At 51.4% G+C, this 19,025-nt stretch carries 15 protein-coding genes; 8 read left to right on the plus strand and 7 right to left on the minus strand.

Annotated features, from left to right (window positions below; genetic code table 11):
* The first annotated feature begins 134 nt into the window (after window positions 1-134).
* Together ACO0U8_RS02630 and ACO0U8_RS02635 are read left to right on the plus strand one after the other, a co-directional pair.
* Window positions 135-692: a metal-dependent hydrolase gene (locus ACO0U8_RS02630; protein ID WP_122096205.1), complete on the plus strand. Its 558-nt coding sequence runs from the start codon at window positions 135-137 to the stop codon at window positions 690-692.
* Between the two features lie 185 nt (window positions 693-877).
* A complete protein-coding gene (locus ACO0U8_RS02635; protein WP_217204684.1) occupies window positions 878-2,269 on the plus strand; it encodes an L-cystine transporter in 1,392 nt (463 codons plus the stop codon).
* Window positions 2,270-2,520: 251 nt separating this feature from the next.
* Here ACO0U8_RS02635 and kdgR read toward each other — a convergent pair whose 3' ends face one another.
* Window positions 2,521-3,312 carry a DNA-binding transcriptional regulator KdgR gene (gene kdgR / locus ACO0U8_RS02640; protein ID WP_056773416.1) on the minus strand — a complete coding sequence of 264 codons (792 nt, stop codon included), beginning with the start codon at window positions 3,310-3,312 and terminating at the stop codon, window positions 2,521-2,523.
* 238 nt (window positions 3,313-3,550) lie between these two features.
* On the opposite strand from kdgR, the gene ACO0U8_RS02645 reads away from it, so the two are divergent.
* Complete coding sequence (locus ACO0U8_RS02645) at window positions 3,551-4,954, plus strand: MFS transporter (protein WP_421670215.1); 1,404 nt, start codon at window positions 3,551-3,553, stop codon at window positions 4,952-4,954.
* A gap of 63 nt (window positions 4,955-5,017) precedes the next feature.
* Here the strand turns inward: ACO0U8_RS02645 and htpX are convergent, their stop codons facing one another.
* From htpX to ACO0U8_RS02665, 4 genes are all read right to left on the minus strand, one after another.
* Complete coding sequence (gene htpX, locus ACO0U8_RS02650; RefSeq protein WP_056773410.1) at window positions 5,018-5,896, minus strand: protease HtpX; 879 nt, start codon at window positions 5,894-5,896, stop codon at window positions 5,018-5,020.
* Window positions 5,897-6,178: 282 nt separating this feature from the next.
* Window positions 6,179-8,257 (minus strand): carboxy terminal-processing peptidase, encoded by a 2,079-nt coding sequence (prc, locus tag ACO0U8_RS02655; protein ID WP_056773407.1) that lies wholly within the window; start codon window positions 8,255-8,257, stop codon window positions 6,179-6,181.
* Between the two features lie 19 nt (window positions 8,258-8,276).
* The gene (gene proQ, locus ACO0U8_RS02660) at window positions 8,277-8,966 is read right to left on the minus strand and encodes an RNA chaperone ProQ (protein ID WP_122096202.1); all 690 of its coding nucleotides are present in this window, start codon (window positions 8,964-8,966) and stop codon (window positions 8,277-8,279) included.
* Between the two features lie 95 nt (window positions 8,967-9,061).
* A complete protein-coding gene (locus tag ACO0U8_RS02665; RefSeq protein WP_421670216.1) occupies window positions 9,062-9,559 on the minus strand; it encodes a GAF domain-containing protein in 498 nt (165 codons plus the stop codon).
* A gap of 255 nt (window positions 9,560-9,814) precedes the next feature.
* Between ACO0U8_RS02665 and yebS the strand changes: the two genes are divergently transcribed.
* From yebS to ACO0U8_RS02690, 5 genes are all read left to right on the plus strand, one after another.
* The gene (yebS, locus tag ACO0U8_RS02670) at window positions 9,815-11,062 is read left to right on the plus strand and encodes a membrane integrity lipid transport subunit YebS (RefSeq protein WP_421670217.1); all 1,248 of its coding nucleotides are present in this window, start codon (window positions 9,815-9,817) and stop codon (window positions 11,060-11,062) included.
* Window positions 11,031-13,661 carry an MlaD family protein gene (locus tag ACO0U8_RS02675; RefSeq protein ID WP_421670218.1) on the plus strand — a complete coding sequence of 877 codons (2,631 nt, stop codon included), beginning with the start codon at window positions 11,031-11,033 and terminating at the stop codon, window positions 13,659-13,661. Before yebS ends, ACO0U8_RS02675 begins: the two co-directional genes overlap by 32 nt.
* A gap of 130 nt (window positions 13,662-13,791) precedes the next feature.
* Window positions 13,792-15,270 carry a 16S rRNA (cytosine(1407)-C(5))-methyltransferase RsmF gene (gene rsmF, locus ACO0U8_RS02680; protein ID WP_421670219.1) on the plus strand — a complete coding sequence of 493 codons (1,479 nt, stop codon included), beginning with the start codon at window positions 13,792-13,794 and terminating at the stop codon, window positions 15,268-15,270.
* A 360-nt stretch (window positions 15,271-15,630) separates the two neighbouring features.
* Complete coding sequence (locus tag ACO0U8_RS02685) at window positions 15,631-17,352, plus strand: sensor domain-containing diguanylate cyclase (protein WP_217204688.1); 1,722 nt, start codon at window positions 15,631-15,633, stop codon at window positions 17,350-17,352.
* Window positions 17,353-17,562: 210 nt separating this feature from the next.
* Complete coding sequence (locus ACO0U8_RS02690; RefSeq protein WP_056773387.1) at window positions 17,563-17,805, plus strand: DUF1480 family protein; 243 nt, start codon at window positions 17,563-17,565, stop codon at window positions 17,803-17,805.
* Window positions 17,806-17,849: 44 nt separating this feature from the next.
* Here the strand turns inward: ACO0U8_RS02690 and ACO0U8_RS02695 are convergent, their stop codons facing one another.
* Window positions 17,850-18,500 (minus strand): C39 family peptidase, encoded by a 651-nt coding sequence (locus ACO0U8_RS02695; protein WP_421670220.1) that lies wholly within the window; start codon window positions 18,498-18,500, stop codon window positions 17,850-17,852.
* Window positions 18,501-18,590: 90 nt separating this feature from the next.
* On the minus strand, window positions 18,591-18,983 hold the full coding sequence (locus ACO0U8_RS02700) for an ASCH domain-containing protein (RefSeq protein WP_056779198.1): 393 nt from the start codon (window positions 18,981-18,983) through the stop codon (window positions 18,591-18,593).
* Between the last annotated feature and the right edge of the window lie 42 nt (window positions 18,984-19,025).

Here is a 19,025-nt window from a genome sequence, read left to right on the forward strand (position 1 = left end):
TATTAAGGCGTATTTTTATACGCCTTTTTCATTTTAATCATACCGTTGACAATTAGTTACAGGGTTCTGCTTTCAAGATTGTGACAGTTTCACTTATACTGGATAAAATAACAGTTATCCAGTTCGGACGCGTCATGACGGCGGAAGGCCACCTCATTTTTTCTATCGCCTGTGCGGTATTTGCCAAGAAGGCGCAGCTCTCTCCCGAGCTGGCGCACGGCGACTGGTGGCATATTATTCCCGGTTCATTACTGACCTGCCTGTTGCCGGACATCGATCATCCCAAATCTCTGATTGGCCAGCGTCTGAAATGGATTTCTCACCCCATAGCACGCGCCTTCGGGCATCGCGGTTTTACACACAGTTTGCTGGCCGTCATTGGCGGCATTTTCCTGCTACGCACGCATTTCCCCCACGACTGGGTTATTCCGGCTGATGCTTTTCATGCCATGATCATTGGTTATCTCAGTCATATACTTGCAGATATGCTCACGCCAGCGGGGGTTCCCCTGCTTTGGCCATGCCGGTGGCGCTTTCGCCTGCCCATTATTAACAGTCAGAAAGGTAATCAGCTGGAACGAACGCTCTGTCTGATGCTGGTGGGGCTTACGCTGTTCTGGCCAGACTGGACGCCCATTATTGGTGCAATCAATCCTGACATTTTTAATCATCTTTTGAAGCTGTTCATCTGATCAGACTGAAATAGCGACGATGTGGTGAAAATAAATACAAAAACCATCGAAAAGTTATAATGCATTCTTTTTGGATATAAATGATCGGGCACCCAAACTGATATTCTGCACCCCAACGCTATGGGATGGTGCAATCCCTTTGGGAACACCCGTTTAAATATAAAACTATAAGTCTGGAGTTTGGTATGAATCTTCCGCTCGTTCTTAACGTAGTGGTCTTTGTCGCTTTGCTTTTATTGCTGGCGCAAACACGTCATAAACAATGGAGCCTGGCAAAAAAAGTCCTGGCCGGTTTGGGTCTGGGTGTGGTATTCGGTCTGGCACTGCAACTGATCTATGGTTCAGATGACCCGATTCTGAAAACGTCAATTACCTGGTTCAATATTGTCGGCAACGGCTACGTTCAGTTACTGCAAATGATCGTAATGCCGCTGGTCTTTGTGTCAATTCTCAGTGCCGTGGCGAAACTGCATAATGCATCTTCTTTAGGTAAAATCAGTTTCCTGACCATCGGTACCCTGTTGTTTACCACGCTTATCGCCTCCCTGGTGGGTATCTTCGTCACCGGTCTGTTCGGACTCACCGCCGAAGGTCTGGTACAAGGCACGCAAGAAACAGCGCGTCTGACGGCGATTCAATCCAACTATGTGGGTAAAGTGGCTGATCTGAGTGTACCTCAGCTGATCCTTTCCTTTATTCCTAAGAACCCGTTTGCCGACCTGACCGGTGCAAGCCCGACGTCGATCATCAGCGTAGTGATCTTTGCCGCCTTCGTGGGCGTTGCTGCCCTGCAGTTGGTGAAAGACGATGCTGAAAAAGGCCCGCGTGTTCTGGTCTTCATCGATACCCTGCAGGCATGGGTGATGAAGCTTGTACGTCTGGTGATGAAACTGACCCCGTACGGCGTACTGGCTTTAATGACCAAAGTCGTGGCCGGCTCCAACATTCAGGATATCGTTAAGCTCGGCAGCTTCGTTGTGGCCTCGTATTTGGGTCTGGCGATTATGTTTGTCGTCCATGCCATTCTGTTGTCTTTCACCGGCGTGAATCCGATGAAATTCTTCCGTAAAGTGTGGCCGGTGCTCACTTTCGCCTTTACCAGCCGTTCAAGTGCAGCAACTATTCCGCTAAGTGTTGAAGCGCAAACTCGCCGTCTGGGTATTCCTGAATCCATCGCCAGCTTCGCCGCATCCTTCGGTGCAACGATTGGTCAGAACGGTTGTGCAGGTTTATATCCAACCATGCTGGCAGTGATGGTGGCGCCAACGGTCGGCATCAACCCGTTTGATCCGGTGTGGATTGCAACATTAGTGGGTATCGTCACCCTGAGCTCTGCCGGTGTAGCCGGTGTGGGTGGCGGCGCAACATTTGCAGCCCTGATCGTGCTCCCGGCAATGGGCCTGCCGGTTACCCTGGTTGCATTGTTGATTTCAGTGGAACCGCTGATTGATATGGGACGTACTGCACTGAACGTGAGTGGTTCCATGACAGCCGGTACGATCACCAGCCAGATCATGAAACAAACTGATAAAGCAGTTATGGATTCAGAAGAAACAGCTGAGCTGGCACACCGCTAAGTTCTGAATGCTGAACATGTTTAGCCGAAACCGCTGGCTTTGGCGGCATGTTCAGTAATCAGAAACACACATCGCAGTTCATTAACATCGGGCCTGGTTCCTCATTCAGTCACACAAAAAAGCCGTAATCTCTGTGAGACTACGGCCAGTGTGAAACAGTCGACACCATCAGGTGTTCAATCAAAGCTTAACATTTCGTTTCACGTGTCATCATTTCGGTTTGCGAAGACGTCGTTCTGCTCGGCACAAATTCAGAATGGATAATCGTGGAAACCAATTTGCTCTGAAATGTTACGCGCTGCGGTATGCAGCATTGCAACATAGTCACTCTTACTTTCTTCAGAGAAACGAATTGTCGGGAAGGAAATGCTTAATCCGGCAATCACCACGCCGAAACGATCGAACACCGGCACGGCGATACAGCGAAGGCCCTGCTCCTGCTCTTCATTATCTTCCCCAAAGCCCTGTTCACGTACCTGATCGAGCGCTGTTTGTAAGTCAGCGGCATTCATAATGGTATTTTCAGTGCTGCGGGTGAACTCAATTTCCTGCAACAGTGCGCTTACTTCGGCTTTGTCACCCCAGGCCATCAGCACCTTACCAATCGCCGTTGTGTGCAACGGATTACGTCGGCCAATACGGGAATGCATACGCAGGTTGTACATGGAATCGATTTTGTGGATGTAGACAATGCCATCTTCATCCAACGCGCCGAGGTGGATGGTTTCGCGCGTCAGGCGTGACAATTCACGCATCTGAATATCAGCGCTGCGGATCAGATCAACGTTTTGCAACGCCTTTGCACCCAGCTCGAACAATTTGAGCGTCAGTGAATATTTCTCTGACTCCCCTTCCTGCGCGACGTAACCCAGAGATTTCATCGTCTGTAAAAAGCGATACACCGTGCTTTTCGACATCATTACGCGTTGAGAAAGTTCAGTAATACCAATTTCACGCTCTTCGCCGAGCGCCTGTAAAATACCAAAAACTTTCAGAACGGAAGAAACGGAATCGGGTTGCTTATCAAGATCTGCGATAGCCATAGAGTGAATTACCTGCTCGCGTTGGTTTTGTTTCAAAAAAAATAGAACGTGGTTTTTATTATAGTGGCAAGCGTCACACAGAAGCAATCAAGCCGTTGAACAGGAATGTGAGAACTGTTAACCCTGTTTCATAATATGCATAGACTAAATAATTCGTCACAGACTGTGACTGTTGTCACTTTCAGTTCATTAGCGTAGTAATATTACCCTCACTGATGACTATGCGCTGACAGATCCTATGACCCAAAATGCTATACCCAACGACGGACTTCCCCTTCCCCAGCGATACGGCGCGATTTTGGCTATCGCACTGGGTATCACCGTTTCTGTGCTGGATGGCGCGATAGCCAACGTAGCCCTGCCGACCATTGCCAATGACTTTCACGCCAGCCCGGCCGCGTCGATTTGGGTCGTCAACGCCTATCAGCTGGCGATTACCATCTCCCTGCTTTCACTCGCCTCTCTGGGCGATATTTTCGGCTATCGCCGCATTTATCAAACAGGTCTGCTGGTTTTTAGCATTACATCTTTGTTTTGCGCTTTGTCAGACTCCCTGATGACGCTGACCATTGCACGGGTTTTACAAGGTTTTGGCGCAGCGGCAATCATGAGCGTCAATACGGCGCTGATCAGGATCATCTATCCGCAACGCTTTCTGGGGCGTGGAGTGGGAATTAACGCGCTGATTGTGGCCGTCTCCTCTGCCGCCGGCCCGACGATTGCTGCCGGGATCCTGTCAGTGGCATCCTGGCAATGGCTGTTCGCCATTAACGTGCCGATCGGTGTCGCGGCGTTGCTTTTAGGTCTTAAATTCCTGCCCGCCAATTCGACACGCAGTCAGGGGCAGCGTTTTGATTTTACCAGCAGCGTGATGAATGCACTGACCTTCGGTTTGCTCATCATCGCTATCAGCGGGTTTGCTCAGGGTCAGAATCATGGCTTAATTTTGGCTGAGGTCATCGCCTTGCTGATAATTGGCTGGTTCTTTGTACGCCGTCAGCTCTCACAGCCTTTCCCGTTATTGCCGGTAGATTTACTGCGTATCCCGATCTTCAGCCTCTCTCTCGGCACATCGCTGTGTTCCTTCAGTGCGCAGATGCTGGCGTTCGTCTCTCTGCCCTTCTTCCTGCAAAATACGTTAGGGCTGAACTCTGTCGACACCGGTTTACTGCTGACGCCATGGCCGTTAGCAACCATGGTGATGGCACCCATCGCCGGTCGCCTGGTTGAGCGTTATCACCCCGGCATGCTCGGAGGTATCGGGCTTATCGTCTTTTCAATCGGATTGTTTTCGCTGTCACTGCTACCGCCTGAGCCTTCACATCTGAATATTATCTGGCGAATGCTGTTGTGCGGCGCGGGGTTCGGGCTATTTCAGTCTCCCAATAATCACACCATCATCACTTCCGCGCCGCGAAACCGCAGCGGCGGAGCAAGCGGGTTGTTAGGCACCGCACGTCTTCTGGGGCAGACGACCGGTGCGGCTATGGTGGCGCTGATGTTTAACCTGTTTCCGGAACACGGCACACATGCATCACTGATACTGGCCGGTACGCTGGCAGGAACCGGCGCGCTGGTCAGCCTGCTCAGAATGACGCAGAAAACCAGCAGTCAAAAGGCTGCTGAAGACCTGAAATCCTGAGCAGATCTCAGAAAGCAAAATGCCCGGCGATTGCCGGGCATTTTTATGGGCAATATCTGAGGATTACTTCAGATATTCGCCGCTGCGAAGTGCTTCAATACGTTTATCCAGCGGCGGGTGAGACATAAACAGCTCACTGAAAGACTTAGATTTACCGTTGATGCAAAACGCCATCATGCTGCCCGCTTCCTGCGGCTCATGGCTGGTTTTCAGACGCTGCAATGCTGCGATCATTTTCTCACGGCCCACCAACTTCGCAGAACCGGCATCGGCATGGAATTCGCGATATCGCGAGAACCACATCGTAATGATGCTGGCCAAAATACCAAAGACCAGTTCGAGCACTGTCGCGACAGCAAAATAGATCATCGGATTGCCGTTACTCTCTTCGCCGTCACGGTTGCCAGACAGGAAGCCTGAGGCAACCTGAGCAATCAGACGGGAAATAAAGATCACGAAAGTATTCACAATCCCCTGGATTAAGGTCATGGTCACCATATCGCCATTCGCAATATGGCTGATCTCATGGGCGATAACCGCTTCGGCTTCATCCTGACTCATGCTTTGCAATAAACCGGTGCTGACAGCAACCAGAGAGGCATCGCGTCGTGCGCCGGTAGCGAACGCATTGATATCCGGCGCGTGATAAATCGCCACCTGTGGCATACCGATGCCCGCCTGCTGTGACTGGCGACGCACAGTCTCGACCAGCCAGCGCTCTGTTTCGTTACGTGGCTGCTCTATAACTTCACCGCCCACCGAGCGCAACGCCATCCATTTAGACATCAGCAAAGAGACGATGGAACCGCCGAAGCCAAACAACCCGGCCATGATCATCAGCCCCGGCACGCTGCTGGACTGGATGCCTGTCAGGCTGAGCACCAGCCCAAAGACCAGCATAACTGCCAGGTTTGTCATCAGGAACAACGCTATACGCATCATAAAATTTTCAATTCCTCTTCGTTACTTCATTATTATTCATTGGGTCCTGCCACCGGGACATGCCCGTCCGGCTGATAGTGATCCTATGGGCTTCTTCCACGGATTCAAGCGTTCCGCGGCGTTAAAGGCCCAAAATCACAATACTTTACATTTTGAAGTATTTTATTTCACAGATAAAGCCACGGTATATAACATCGAGATTGCGCTGTCTTTCATTTTCACGGCATAAAAAAAGCGCACCGAAGTGCGCTTCTTAAATTCACAGGCAGATCAGCGAAGCGATTATTTCGCAGCAGCCGGAGCCTGATCACTCAATGCTTTTTCCAGCTTGCCGAGATCAACCGCGATATTGTCGGCTTCATCAAGATACGGATCCGGTGCCACATAGTCTTTTGGCAAATCATCCAAAGATTTCAGTGGTTTCTTACCTTCACGTTTGAAGCGTTCATTCAGGCGGTTAAGACGCAGTGCATCATCCTCTTTATCTTCTTTATCACGCTGTGCGTAATTCAGAGAGGCAATATCACGTTTATCTTTCAGCGCTTTGTAGCGTGCAATATCTTGCTGGATGTACTGGAACTCAGGATCCTTAGCAATACGCGCATCGTGATTTTTCAATAACTCAGGCAGGAACGGCTTCATGTCACCCAATTTATTGTACGTCGCGGCGTTGATGCTATCCCACGGAAGTGCGTTATCTTCGAACTTCTCGCCGGTTTCAATCGATTCAATACCGGTAGGCATCAGAATATCCGGGGTAACCCCTTTACGCTGAGTGCTGCCGCCGTTGATGCGATAGAACTTCTGGATAGTGTATTGCACGGAGCCCAAGGCCGGCCATTCCGGGCGCAGCATCTGATCGTAAATACGGTTCAGCGAACGGTATTGCTGAACGGTACCTTTACCAAAGGTCGGTTCACCTACAATCAGCGCACGGCCATAATCCTGCATTGCCGCAGCAAAGATTTCAGACGCAGAAGCACTGAAACGGTCAACCAGAACCACCAGCGGTCCTTTGTAGTAAACGACGCCATCGGTATCGCTATCCTGACGGATGCGGCCATTGTTATCGCGAACCTGAACCACCGGGCCACTTGGGATAAACAGACCTGACAGAGAAACCGCTTCCGTCAGTGCGCCACCGCCGTTGGTACGCAGGTCAATAACCAGACTGTTAACGTTCTGCTTAGCCATTTTTTGTAGCTGAACTTTGACGTCGTCCGTCAACCCAACGTAGAAGCCAGGAATGTCCATGACAGCAACTTTTTCAGCGCCGACATTTTTGATGGTCATTTTGACTGCACGGTCTTCCAGACGAATTTTTTCGCGCGTCAGGGTAATCACATGATTTTTAGCATTTTTGCCCGCTGGCAGGATCTGCAAGCGAACTTTGCTGCCTTTTGGTCCTTTGATGAGCGCGACGACGTCATCAAGACGCCAGCCGATCACATCAACAATCGGTGAGGGTTTACCCGCCTGAACCTGACCTACGCCGACAATGCGGTCACCCACTGCAATGGCTTTGCTTTTGGCCGCCGGGCCGCCTGCTACCATTGAGTTGATCACCGTATAATCGTCGTCACCCTGCAGAACGGCACCAATACCTTCAAGAGACAGGCTCATTTCAGTATTGAATTGCTCAGTGCTGCGAGGAGAAAGGTAATTGGTATGCGGGTCGATTTCATGCGCAAAGGCATTCATCACCAACTGGAATACATCTTCGCTGTTGCTTTGGGTCAGACGCTTCATCGCGAAATGATAGCGTTTGGAGAGCACGTCGCGAATTTCCTGATCGTTTTTACCGGTCAGCTTGAGGTTCAGCTCGTCATATTTGACTTTCGCATCCCACAATTTGTCCAGTTCCGCGCGGTCTTTCGGCCACGGGGATTTACTGCGATCAAGTTGAATCGTGTCGTTGCCAGTGAAATCCATCGGGCGGGCAAGCACTTTTAACGCATAGTCGTAGCGTTCAAAGCGACGCTTTTGCGCCAGATTGAATAAAGCGTATGGCGTGGTTAACTGACCGGATTTCAGTTCCTCACCCAAGGTTGCACGTTTATCAGTAAATTGTGCGACATCGGAAGCCATCAATACGTTGTGGCCATAATCGAGCATGTTGAGGTAACGGTCGAAGATCTTCGCTGAGAAATCTGCATTAAGGTCGAACTGACGATAATGCGAACGGGTAAAGCGTGCCGTAACACGCTCGCTCACCGTGGCGTCCTGAGGATCCTGTGTCAGGTCAGGGAGTTGAGCAAGAGTGACCGGTGCACTCTCATTCGCTGCAAAGCTGGTATTAACCAGCCCTGCTCCTGCCATTAACAGACCTGCGATAACGCTTAATCTGACAAATTTGTTCATGCCTGAGTTGGCCTCCGTATCAGAACTGCAAGTGTTCTGCGCGCACGATCATCGCCAGACCCGAAGAGAGTTGAACGCGAACACCGTCTTTGGCAATTTCCAAAACGGTAGCATCCATCGCACTCTGTCCTGCTCTGACTTTGATTTCCTGGCCAATTTGCAGTTTTGAAATGTCTGTTACTGGCACATGACGCGGTTCACGTTTTTCCTCACGCGGTGGACGAGGTGTACGTGGTTTGCGATTTTCCTGACCAGCCACAGCAGCGGGCGCATTTTCACGACGCGGCGCAGGCTTTTTAGCGGCCGGACGTGGACGGCGTGGCTCAGCGGTTTCACCGGCTTCACGACGTTTAGCCTGTTGTTCTGCACGTTGTGCCTGAACGCGGGCTTTTGCTTCTTCCAACTGTTTACGGGCATGTTCGACGTGCTGCTCTTCCAGTACGCCACATGAATTACCATCAAGGTCAACGCGTTCAGCGCCCACTTTAACGCCGTAGAGATAGCGCCAGCTTGAGGTATACAGACGCAGAGCAGAGCGTAACTGAGTTTTGCTCAGATTCTCTTCACCTTGCACGCGCTCGACCAAATCCGCAAAGATACCGATCTTTAATGGGCGTGCTTCGCCTTCGGCGGTAAAACAGAGCGGGAACCGCTCAGCCAAAAAGGCGATGACTTCTTTACTACTGTTCAACTTAGGTTGATTTTCCATGAAATTTCCTGATTACAACGGGTTTGCCAACCGGCGCAGGCATGAACAGGCGCCATTATAATGACGCCATTATTAAATGCCACGTTATCCGACGATCAACTTGCGATCAGATTGACATATTTTTCAGCATCACTGTTTTCAAGATGCTGGCAAAGCCCGCTGACTAACTCTGTCAGCCCCTGTTCATCAGCTTCATCAAAGCGCTGATAAACGGTGCTATCAATGTCTAATACGCCAATAACCGTCCCTTTCACCGTAATGGGCAGAACGATTTCGGCATTACTTGATGCGTCACATGCAATGTGGCCCGGGAAGGCGTGGACATCGCCCACGCGCTGAACGGTATTTTCCGCCACTGCGGTACCGCATACGCCTTTTCCTACCGGAATACGCACACAGGCAATTTTACCCTGGAATGGGCCGAGTACCAGTGTGGTGCGGTCCATCAGATAAAAACCTACCCAGTTGACGCCTTCAAGACGTTCAAACAGTAAGGCACTGGTGTTCGACAGAGTGGCAATAAAATTGTTCTCTCCGGCGATCAACGCGCTCAAATCACGTTTTAATTCCGTGTAGAATGCTTCTTTATTCATGTAGTAACCAATAATAACCTAAGGGCATTGAGCCGTTCTGGTGTGCTTAACCTCTCTAAAATAAGCATTAATTGCCCATATGAAAAGATTAATCCTGTGTGACATCAAAAAGACTCACCTACAATAACTGTTTGCCGACCGCATAATACGTTATTTTGTCAAAAAAACCTGGCTGATCTTGGCCTGATGGCCTCGCCTGACCCCCTGAGGGGATGCGTAATTGTAACAACAGGTATTCTTACTACTCCAGGTACTATGAAAATACACACGATATCAGCCCAGATCCCGCAAGTTCGCTACCAACGCTGTAGCGAATGCGATCATCTTTTTTCGCTTCCGGCGCTGAAACGCACACAGACTGCACATTGCCCGCGTTGCAATGCCAAAGTCGAAAAGGGCCGGGTTTGCTCCCTGCCCCGCCTGATCACTATTGCCATTAGCATCTTATTGCTGATGCCTTTCGCATTCACCGAACCGCTGATCAGCATCCGTCTGTTGGGCACCCGTATAGACGCAAGCCTGCTCGAAGGCATCTGGCAGATGTCACGTCAGGGCGATCCGGTCACAGCCAGCATGGTCGCGTTTTGCACCATTGGCGCACCGCTCACGCTGGCCCTCTCCATCCTTTATCTGCATTTTGGCAGCAAACTCGGCATGAATCTCAAACCCGTGCTGCTGATGCTCGACCGCCTGAAAGACTGGGTCATGCTCGATATTTACCTGGTGGGCATGGCCGTCGCCAGCATCAAGGTGAAAGAGTATGCCGATATCAATGTCGGCGTGGCGCTGGCCGCGTATCTGATGATGACGGTAATGGTCACGCTGACCATGATAAATCTTAATATAGAACAGCTGTGGGAAGAGTTTTATCCGCAGCGCCAGCCTAAAGGCGTGCCTTCGTCGCTGCGTCTGTGTTTATCCTGCAAATTCACCGGTCAGCCTGATGACCGTGGGCGGTGTCCGCGTTGCCATACGCCAATGCGTGTGCGTTACAAACACAGCCTGCAAAAAGCCTGGGCTGCGCTGATTGCAGCGATGATCTTTTTGATTCCCGCGAACCTGTTGCCCATTTCAATTATTTACGCCAACGGTCAGCAGTTGAAGGACACCATTTTTTCTGGCGTAGTGTCGCTCGCCACCTCAGGAAATGTTCCGATCGCCGCGATTGTATTCATCGCCAGCGTGCTGGTGCCCTTTACGAAAGTTATCGTGATGCTGACGCTGCTGCTCAGCATCCATTTTAAAGCGATTCAGGGACTGAAAACGCGCATTCGTTTATTACGGCTGGTGACCTGGATCGGACGCTGGTCGATGCTCGATTTGTTTGTAATTTCATTGATGATGTCGCTGGTAAATCGTGACCAGCTTTTGTCATTTACAATGGGACCGGCCGCCTTTTACTTTGGCTCCGCCGTGATCCTGACCATTCTTGCCGTTGAATGGCTTGATAGCCGCTTGATTTGGGATGCACATGCAACAGGAAACGCCGAATACACCGACTGAAGCACGGATAAAACACAGACGCCGGATTTCACCTTTCTGGCTGCTGCCGTTTATCGCTTTACTGATCGCCGGGTGGCTGATTTACAGCAACTTTCAGGAGCGCGGCACAACAGTCACCATCGACTTCCAGTCTGCCGCAGGGATTGTGGCGGGCCGTACGCCTGTGCGTTATCAGGGTGTCGAAGTCGGGACGGTTGAATCCATCAGCCTGACCAAGGATCTGCGCACCATTCAGGTGAAGGTCAGCATCAAAAGTGATCTCACTGATGCGCTGCGCGATGGCACACAATTCTGGCTGGTCACCCCGAAAGCGTCGCTTGCCGGGGTTTCCGGCCTTGATGCGCTGGTCGGCGGTAATTACATCGGCATGATGCCAGGGCCGGGTAAAGAGAAAGACCATTTTGTGGCGCTTGATACGCAGCCTAAATTCCGCCTCAATACCGGCGAACTGATGATTCATTTGCACGCCAAAGATCTGGGCTCACTGAGTACCGGTTCGCTGGTGTATTACCGTAAAATTCCGATCGGTAAAGTTTACGATTACGATATTGAAAGCGGTAATAACGGTGTGACGATTGATCTGCTGATCGATAAACGTTTTGCCGGTCTGGTAAAAGACAACACCCGTTTCTGGAACGTCTCAGGTTTCAAAGGTGATTTCAGCCTCAGCGGTGCGAAAGTACAGATGGAAAGTCTGGCGGCACTGGTGAATGGCGCTATTTCAATGGATTCACCTAACGAAGGTAAACCTGCAAAAGCCGATCAGTCTTATGTCCTTTATCCCGATCTGGCGCAAAGCCAGCGCGGTGTAGAAATCGATCTGGATCTGCCGAATGGCAATGGTTTGTCGGAAGGCCAGACACCTCTGATGTACCAGGGGCTTCAGGTCGGTACGCTGACCAAAATCACCTTGCAGGCGGACAGCAAAGTCACCGGTAAACTGACCGTCGACCCGTCTGTGCTGGATATGATCCGCACCGGCACGCGCATTGAAATGAACAGCCCGCGCATCAGCCTTAACAACGCCAACCTCAGCCAGTTGCTCACTGGCAACACGCTCGAACTGATCCCAGGCGAAGGTGAACCGCAGAAGCATTTCGTGGTGCTGGACAGTAACCGCAAGCTGCTTCAGGACCCCGGCACCGTCAAAGTTCAGCTGATTGCTCCGCAAAGCTACGGCATTGACGCCGGGCAGCCGATCAAACTGTATGGCATCACGGTCGGACAAGTGATGGATCGTAAACTGACCGACGAAGGCATCCTGTTTAACGCCGCCATCATGCCGGAATACAAAGACCTGCTGCATAAAGACAGCAAGTTTGTGGTCAACAGTCGCGTGGACGTCAAACTGGGTATCGACGGAATGGAAGTGCTCGGCGCCAGCGCTCAGGAGTGGGTAGATGGCGGTGTACGCATCATTCCGGGCACCAAAGGCGCACCGGCGCAGAAATACCCGCTTTACAGCAACGCCGAAAAAGCGGCCGAAGGTATTCAGGGTGAGCAACCCGGCGCAACGCTGACGCTGACCGCGAAAAGCCTGCCAGACGTACAAACCGGCTCTGTGGTGCTCTACCGTAAATTCCAGGTCGGTGAAATCGTTAATGTTCGCCCGAAGGCCAATGAATTCGACGTGGACGTTTACATCCAGCCGCAGTATCGCAACTTGCTCACAGATAAAAGTATTTTCTGGGCAGAAGGCGGCGCGAAGGTTCAGCTCAACGGCAGCGGTTTGACCGTTCAGGCTTCACCGCTCGATCGCGCATTAAAAGGCGCCATCAGTTTCGATAATCTGGAAGGCGTGACGCTGACCAAAGGTGCGAAACGTAATCTGTATGACTCCGAAACCTCAGCCCGCGCTGTCGGCAGCCAGATCGTTCTCAATACCTACGATGCCAGCAAACTGTCGCCGGGGATGCCGCTGCGTTATCTCGGGATCACTATCGGTCAGGTCGAATCATTGAAACTGGATCAGCAACTGAACCAGGTGGCGGCCAAAGCGGTGCTGTATCCGGAATATGTTGATGCGTTTGCCCGTCGCGGCTCGCGCTTCTCGATTGTCTCACCTGAGATTTCTGCCGGTGGCGTCAGCAATCTGGATACACTGCTCCAGCCCTACATTAATGTGGAAGCGGGCAAAGGCGCACCGACGCGCAACTTTGACTTGCAGGAATCAACCATAACCGATTCCCGTTATACCGACGGATTAGGGATTGTGGTCGATGCCGCCGAAGTCGGTTCGCTGCAAATTGGTACGCCGGTGCTGTTCCGCGGTATCGAAGTGGGTACCGTATCCGGCTTATACCTTGGCGCGATGGCCGACAGGGTGAACGTCACGCTGCGTATCAGTAAGAAGTATCAGTATCTGGTGCGGGCAAACACGGTCTTCTGGCTGGCATCCGGGTATGACCTGCAATTCGGTCTGACCGGCGGCGTGTTCAAAAGCGGCACATTCCAGCAGTTCATTCGTGGCGGAATTGCCTTCGCAACGCCACCGACGACACCTCTGGCACCGAAAGCCGCCAGCGGCAATCACTTCCTGCTTAATCCGGAGGCACCGAAAGACTGGCAGGACTGGGGAACCGCAATCCCAAGAAACTGATCGCCCCCTCACGCACACAGGCCACCTTCGGGTGGCCTGTTCATTTTGGTCTGTCGCACCTGCCGTTCATCGGGTGTAAATATGCTAGACTCCGTCGCTGGAAAACTTATTCAGTTCTGGAACCGCACTCTTGTCAAAACTCACCACCACCGGCGCCTTCGCCGATAAATTACCCGCCGCCTTTCTCGACGCGACCCGCGAGATCATGCCTGAAAACCTCAGCATGGAAGATTTCATTGCAGCCTGTCAGCGCCCTCTTCGCCCAAGCCTGCGGGTCAATACGCTAAAAATCAGCGTGGCGGCATTTCTCGAACTGGCCGCCAGCTATCAGTGGGAATTAGAACCGGTGCCCTGGTGCGGGGAAGGTTTCTGGATCAACCGTCATGCTCTGGATGAATCACGCTTAGGCAACGCGCTCGCGCACCTTGCCGGGCTTTTCTATATTCAGGAAGCCAGTTCCATGCTGCCTGTCACCGCGCTGTTTGCCAACGACACCCAACCCGTGCTGGTGATGGACGTTGCCGCTGCGCCCGGTTCAAAAACCACGCAAATTGCCGCACTGATGAATAACCAGGGCGGCATCGTTGCCAACGAATATTCTGCCAGCCGCGTCAAAGTGCTGCATGCCAACGTCAGCCGCTGCGGCGTCAGCAATACCGCGCTGACCCATTTTGACGGCCGTGTGTTTGGTGCTGCCCTGCCGGAAACGTTCGATGCGATTTTGCTGGATGCGCCCTGCTCTGGCGAAGGCGTGATCCGTAAAGATGCGGATGCAATGAGTAACTGGTCGCAGGCCAGCGTTCTGGAAATTGCAGCCACCCAGCGCGAACTTATCGACAGCGCGTTCCATGCATTAAAACCGGGTGGCGTTTTGGTGTATTCCACCTGCACCCTCAACGCGCAGGAAAATCAGCAGGTTTGTCAGTGGTTACTTGATACCTATGCGGATGCCGTTGAAGTGGAAACGCTTGAACACTTATTTACTGACGCATCGAAAGCCATTACCCCGCAAGGTTACCTGCACGTATTCCCTCAGGTTTATGACAGCGAGGGGTTCTTTGTCGCGCGCTTTCGTAAAACAGATTCCGTCCCACGTCTGCCGGTGCCCGGCTATAAAGTAGGCCGTTTTCCTTTCTCTCCTATGTCACGTCAGGAGAGCGCCGAGATCGTGAATGCAGCGCAACTGTCCGGCCTGCGCTGGCCGGAAAAACAGTTCACCTTGTGGCAGCGTGATAAAGAAATCTGGTTGTTCCCGGCCGTGCTGGAACCGCTGTTTGGTAAAGTCCGCTTCTCGCGTATCGGCCTGCGTCTGGCAGAACGTTTCCCGAAAGGTTTCCGCTGGCAGCATGAGGCCGTGATCGCTTTCAGCGCCGCGGATGCGGTGAATCGTTTTGAGATAAATGATGAACTGGCGCAAAACTGGCTGCGTGGCGTGGATATCTACCCTGACACTGCCCCCCCGAAAGATGAATGTCTGGTGACCTGGCAGGCGCAACCGCTCGGTCTGGCGAAGCGGATAGGCAGCAGAATCAAAAATAGTTTGCCGCGCGAACTGGTCAGAGATGGCGCCATCCGCCATCTGAATTTGCCGAACGATCAGCTAACGTGATTGTTGCTAAAGTTTACCGCGCCAGAAGATCACCCTGCTGGCGCAGAATATTCTCTTTATACTTTTCTAAAAACAGCAAAATCCCCCAAAGACGCACTTTAGTTAATACTCCTTACTCATCCCTTTAAGTGAACTTCCGAGAGCTAATCTCATGAATCAAATGCATGATAAAAATTTTATCCTGCAAATCTTTGATATGAAGCTATTTTATCTATTAAGGTTTATTGAATTATAAGTAGGAATAATCCTAGCCTGCCATGTATTATTGCCCTCAAGATAACATTGCTAGTGATATATCATTTTTCTAAATGAATCATAGTGCCTGATGTTGAGTAAAGAGCTGCCAGTCGGAGAAGTATCATGTCGGATGAAATGAAACTCGAATCAGCAGATGGACTGCTTTTACAGGAAATGGCCAGTCTGCGGGATATCATCGATAACAATTCTGACTGGATTTGGGAAGTCGATGCACAAGGACGTTACGTCTTTTCCTCGAATAAATGCATCGAGTTTCTGGGAGTCCCGCCTGAAGAGGTTATAGGTAAAACCCCGTTCGACTTTATGCCGCCAGACGAAGCGAAACGTGTGGGCGAACAATTTGCCGCCATCGTTGAACGGCGCGCGCCCTTCGGCGGATTGCTTAACCGTAATATCCGCCCGGATGGAACGGAAGTTATTCTCGAAACCAGCGGTGTACCACTGTTTGACCCCGACGGCAATTTCCGGGGCTATCGCGGCATCGACCGCAATCTGACCACACTGGATCAGGCTCCCGGACAACGTCTTTTTCAGCTGGAATCCATCTACTCGAACGCGCCTGTTGGGCTGTGCTTCATCGATCTTCACATGCGATATGTGACGGTGAATGACGCCATGGCAAATATTATTGGCCTGCAACCTTTTGAAGCCATTGGCCGCAAAGTCGGTGTTTTCCTGCCCGGCCTGTCGCCATTACTCAACAACGCACTGGAACTGGCGCAGCGCAACGAGCATACACCGGACAGAGAGTTTTCGGTTCCGGGCAAAAATCAGGTGTTCTTCGTGCGCATTAAAGCCGCTTACGACGGACAAAATCAGCTGAACGGACTGTCTGTGGCGATGACGGATATCACCAGCCTGAAGCGAATGGAGAAGGCTCTGCGGGAAAGTCAGGAACATTACCGCAATATGGTCGAGCTGAACCCGCAAATTCCGTGGACCGCTGATCCGCGCGGCATGCTCAATGATGTCAGTTCACGATTTCAGCGCATAACGGGCATGACCCGTCAGGATATTCTGGCCGATAAGTGGATCCAGAGCATGCATGTGGAAGATCGCCGTGGCGCGGTTCAAACCTGGGAACAATGCCTGAAAACCGGTGCACCGCTGGATATCGAAGTGCGTTTTTGCCATGTGGATCGCGGCTGGAACTGGATGCGCATTCGCGCGGCAGCCAGTTATGCACCGGATGGCTCAATCCAGCGCTGGTACGGCACGGCGGAAGATGTACACGAGCGTAAGCTGCTGGAACTGAAACTGGTGAAGGCAAACCGCCGTCTGGAAATTCAGGCCCGCACAGATTCACTGACCAAATTGCCAAACCGCCGCGAATTCAAAAAAGTGCTCAGTCACGAATACATGCGTTCCAAGCGCAACCGCACGCCGTTGACCGTTGTGATGATTGATATCGATTATTTCAAACATTTCAACGATCACTACGGACACTTATCAGGCGATGCCTGCCTGCGTCTGGTCGCCCGCACATTGCGTAAATCGTTAAAACGCAGCACGGACGTGGTCACGCGATTCGGCGGCGAAGAGTTTGCCGCGATCCTCCCCGATACCGATTTGAAAGGTGCCTGGATCGTCGCGCAGCACATCATGGAATCCATTGAAGCGCTGGGCATCAAGCACAGTTTCAGCGAATTTAACCGGGTGACCATCAGCCAGGGCATTGCGACCTATATGCCCGATCAGGACCCCGGCCTTGACGATCAGTCGGATATCGTCAGCGCTGCCGATGAAGCCTTGTATTTATCGAAAAATAACGGCCGCAATCAGATCAACGCCATGCCGGTTTCTGTGAGATTTAACCCACTTTAACCCGCTGAAAATGCCGGAACGTCTTACTGACGCACCGGCATTTCTCCTCCTTGCCCTCAGCACGTCTCATGAGATTCATCCCACTTCTTCCCTGCTTGAAAATTTCTTATGGCGCTTTTTGTGCTCTCGACTATTCTCAAGTAAGGGCGATCAACTGGTCGTACCTGATCCTGTTCAAATCACTGGCTTTAATCTGGCAAGGAGTACCTGATGGGAAAATCGATTATACGAATTGGCAGTTATGAAATTGATGATGCGCAGTTATCAACACCTGAAGCAAAAGGCGGCGATAAGGTTCATATCCCCTGCAAATCAGATCCTGATTTATGCATGCAACTGGATGCCTGGGACGATAACACCAGCGTACCGGCGATACTGGATGGCCGTCATTCCGTGTTGTACAAAGAAAAATATGACAAACAGAATGACGAATGGATCATGAGACTGGAGTGACACAGCATGGCGAACGGGACGTTGTTCGCCATGCCGCTATGCGGTCACTTAGAGGCAGCCACCAGTGAAATACCCCGTCCGGCAAAAAAGCGTGAGAATGCATCAACGGAGAGCGTAACGTCCTGCTGAGAAGAGATATCGTGGCCGGAAGGATTATGAAACGTTACAGACTGCGCGTCAGCCCGGGTAACAAGAACCAGATGGCCCCCTTTATGCGGCGGCAATGACTCAGGTTTACGGATTGACGGGTGCACCGACGCGATGAAAAAACGGTGATTTTCCAACTCACCGGCAATATCTTTGGCGGATATCCCGACTTTCACCTGCGCACTCAGCGATAACTCCTTCCTCACGAACTCTACAAAGGGCGCATAAATCAGGCCTTTGATATTTTCGCCATCCCGCACATAAGCGCCATACGGTAAACTTTTCTGAGTCAGATTTAATATCGGCACTACGTTGCCAGACGTTGCTGCCAGTACCATTTTCAGACAACACATTCCGCAGACATGGTTAGCCCACTCGATAAACTCATCCTGTGAAGATGCCCCTGATTCACGCCATAGCGTCACTTCCGACAGCGAAATCTCCCCGGCAATGATCCCCGCAGCAGCATCAGGATCTTCCCATTGGCTGAAATAAGGGATCACAGATTGGGTAGAAAATGCATTCTGAAAAGCAGACTTTGCAGACATAACGGTTTCCTGAACGGGATGCGGATGAACAAGACGGGGAATAACTGAGTGATGGATATTCAGGCCCGCAAAGGGCCTGAACGAAAAATATTAGAATTTTTCCACCAGCTTAAATTTCATCAACAACAACGGCATGGTGGGCTCAAACATTTCATACTCTTCAAAGAAACGCTGATGTTCTGTGCGCCAGTAGGCCAGCGTACGGTCGCCTTCACCTTCTTCCCAGGCGTGTTGCTCAGTCACCTGGTCGAAAGGCACCTGCTTCACGTCAGTCAGCTGAACGGCGCAGACCGGATTGTTGCGGCCATCAACCACAACAAAGATCTCACCGGCTTCAGGCTCCGGGTCATCATCGAGGTTTGAACAGGTCGCTGTTTTTGTGCCGTCGATAACGCGCTTTGCCAGTTCATCTGCGGATGATTCAGTATCACCAAAAGACCAACGTTCTGCGTCCCTGTATTTTAATGGGATCTGCGGGATCATAATTTATCCTTTCAATTGAGATAGTTCACAACGATTACCTGT

Origin of the sequence: Rahnella sp. EDr1-12 (genome assembly GCF_049206505.1) — a bacterium.
GTDB lineage: Bacteria > Pseudomonadota > Gammaproteobacteria > Enterobacterales > Enterobacteriaceae > Rahnella > Rahnella rivi.

Coding starts and splice junctions, on each gene's coding strand:
- ACO0U8_RS02700 (WP_056779198.1), bottom strand. CDS start 18,983: ATGATCCCGCAGATCCCATTAAAATACAGGGACGCAGAACGTTGGTCT.
- ACO0U8_RS02685 (WP_217204688.1), top strand. CDS start 15,631: ATGTCGGATGAAATGAAACTCGAATCAGCAGATGGACTGCTTTTACAG.
- ACO0U8_RS02665 (WP_421670216.1), bottom strand. CDS start 9,559: ATGAATAAAGAAGCATTCTACACGGAATTAAAACGTGATTTGAGCGCG.
- ACO0U8_RS02675 (WP_421670218.1), top strand. CDS start 11,031: ATGCAACAGGAAACGCCGAATACACCGACTGAAGCACGGATAAAACAC.
- prc (WP_056773407.1), bottom strand. CDS start 8,257: ATGAACAAATTTGTCAGATTAAGCGTTATCGCAGGTCTGTTAATGGCA.
- ACO0U8_RS02630 (WP_122096205.1), top strand. CDS start 135: ATGACGGCGGAAGGCCACCTCATTTTTTCTATCGCCTGTGCGGTATTT.
- proQ (WP_122096202.1), bottom strand. CDS start 8,966: ATGGAAAATCAACCTAAGTTGAACAGTAGTAAAGAAGTCATCGCCTTT.
- htpX (WP_056773410.1), bottom strand. CDS start 5,896: ATGATGCGTATAGCGTTGTTCCTGATGACAAACCTGGCAGTTATGCTG.
- ACO0U8_RS02695 (WP_421670220.1), bottom strand. CDS start 18,500: ATGTCTGCAAAGTCTGCTTTTCAGAATGCATTTTCTACCCAATCTGTG.
- ACO0U8_RS02645 (WP_421670215.1), top strand. CDS start 3,551: ATGACCCAAAATGCTATACCCAACGACGGACTTCCCCTTCCCCAGCGA.
- ACO0U8_RS02690 (WP_056773387.1), top strand. CDS start 17,563: ATGGGAAAATCGATTATACGAATTGGCAGTTATGAAATTGATGATGCG.
- yebS (WP_421670217.1), top strand. CDS start 9,815: ATGAAAATACACACGATATCAGCCCAGATCCCGCAAGTTCGCTACCAA.
- ACO0U8_RS02635 (WP_217204684.1), top strand. CDS start 878: ATGAATCTTCCGCTCGTTCTTAACGTAGTGGTCTTTGTCGCTTTGCTT.
- kdgR (WP_056773416.1), bottom strand. CDS start 3,312: ATGGCTATCGCAGATCTTGATAAGCAACCCGATTCCGTTTCTTCCGTT.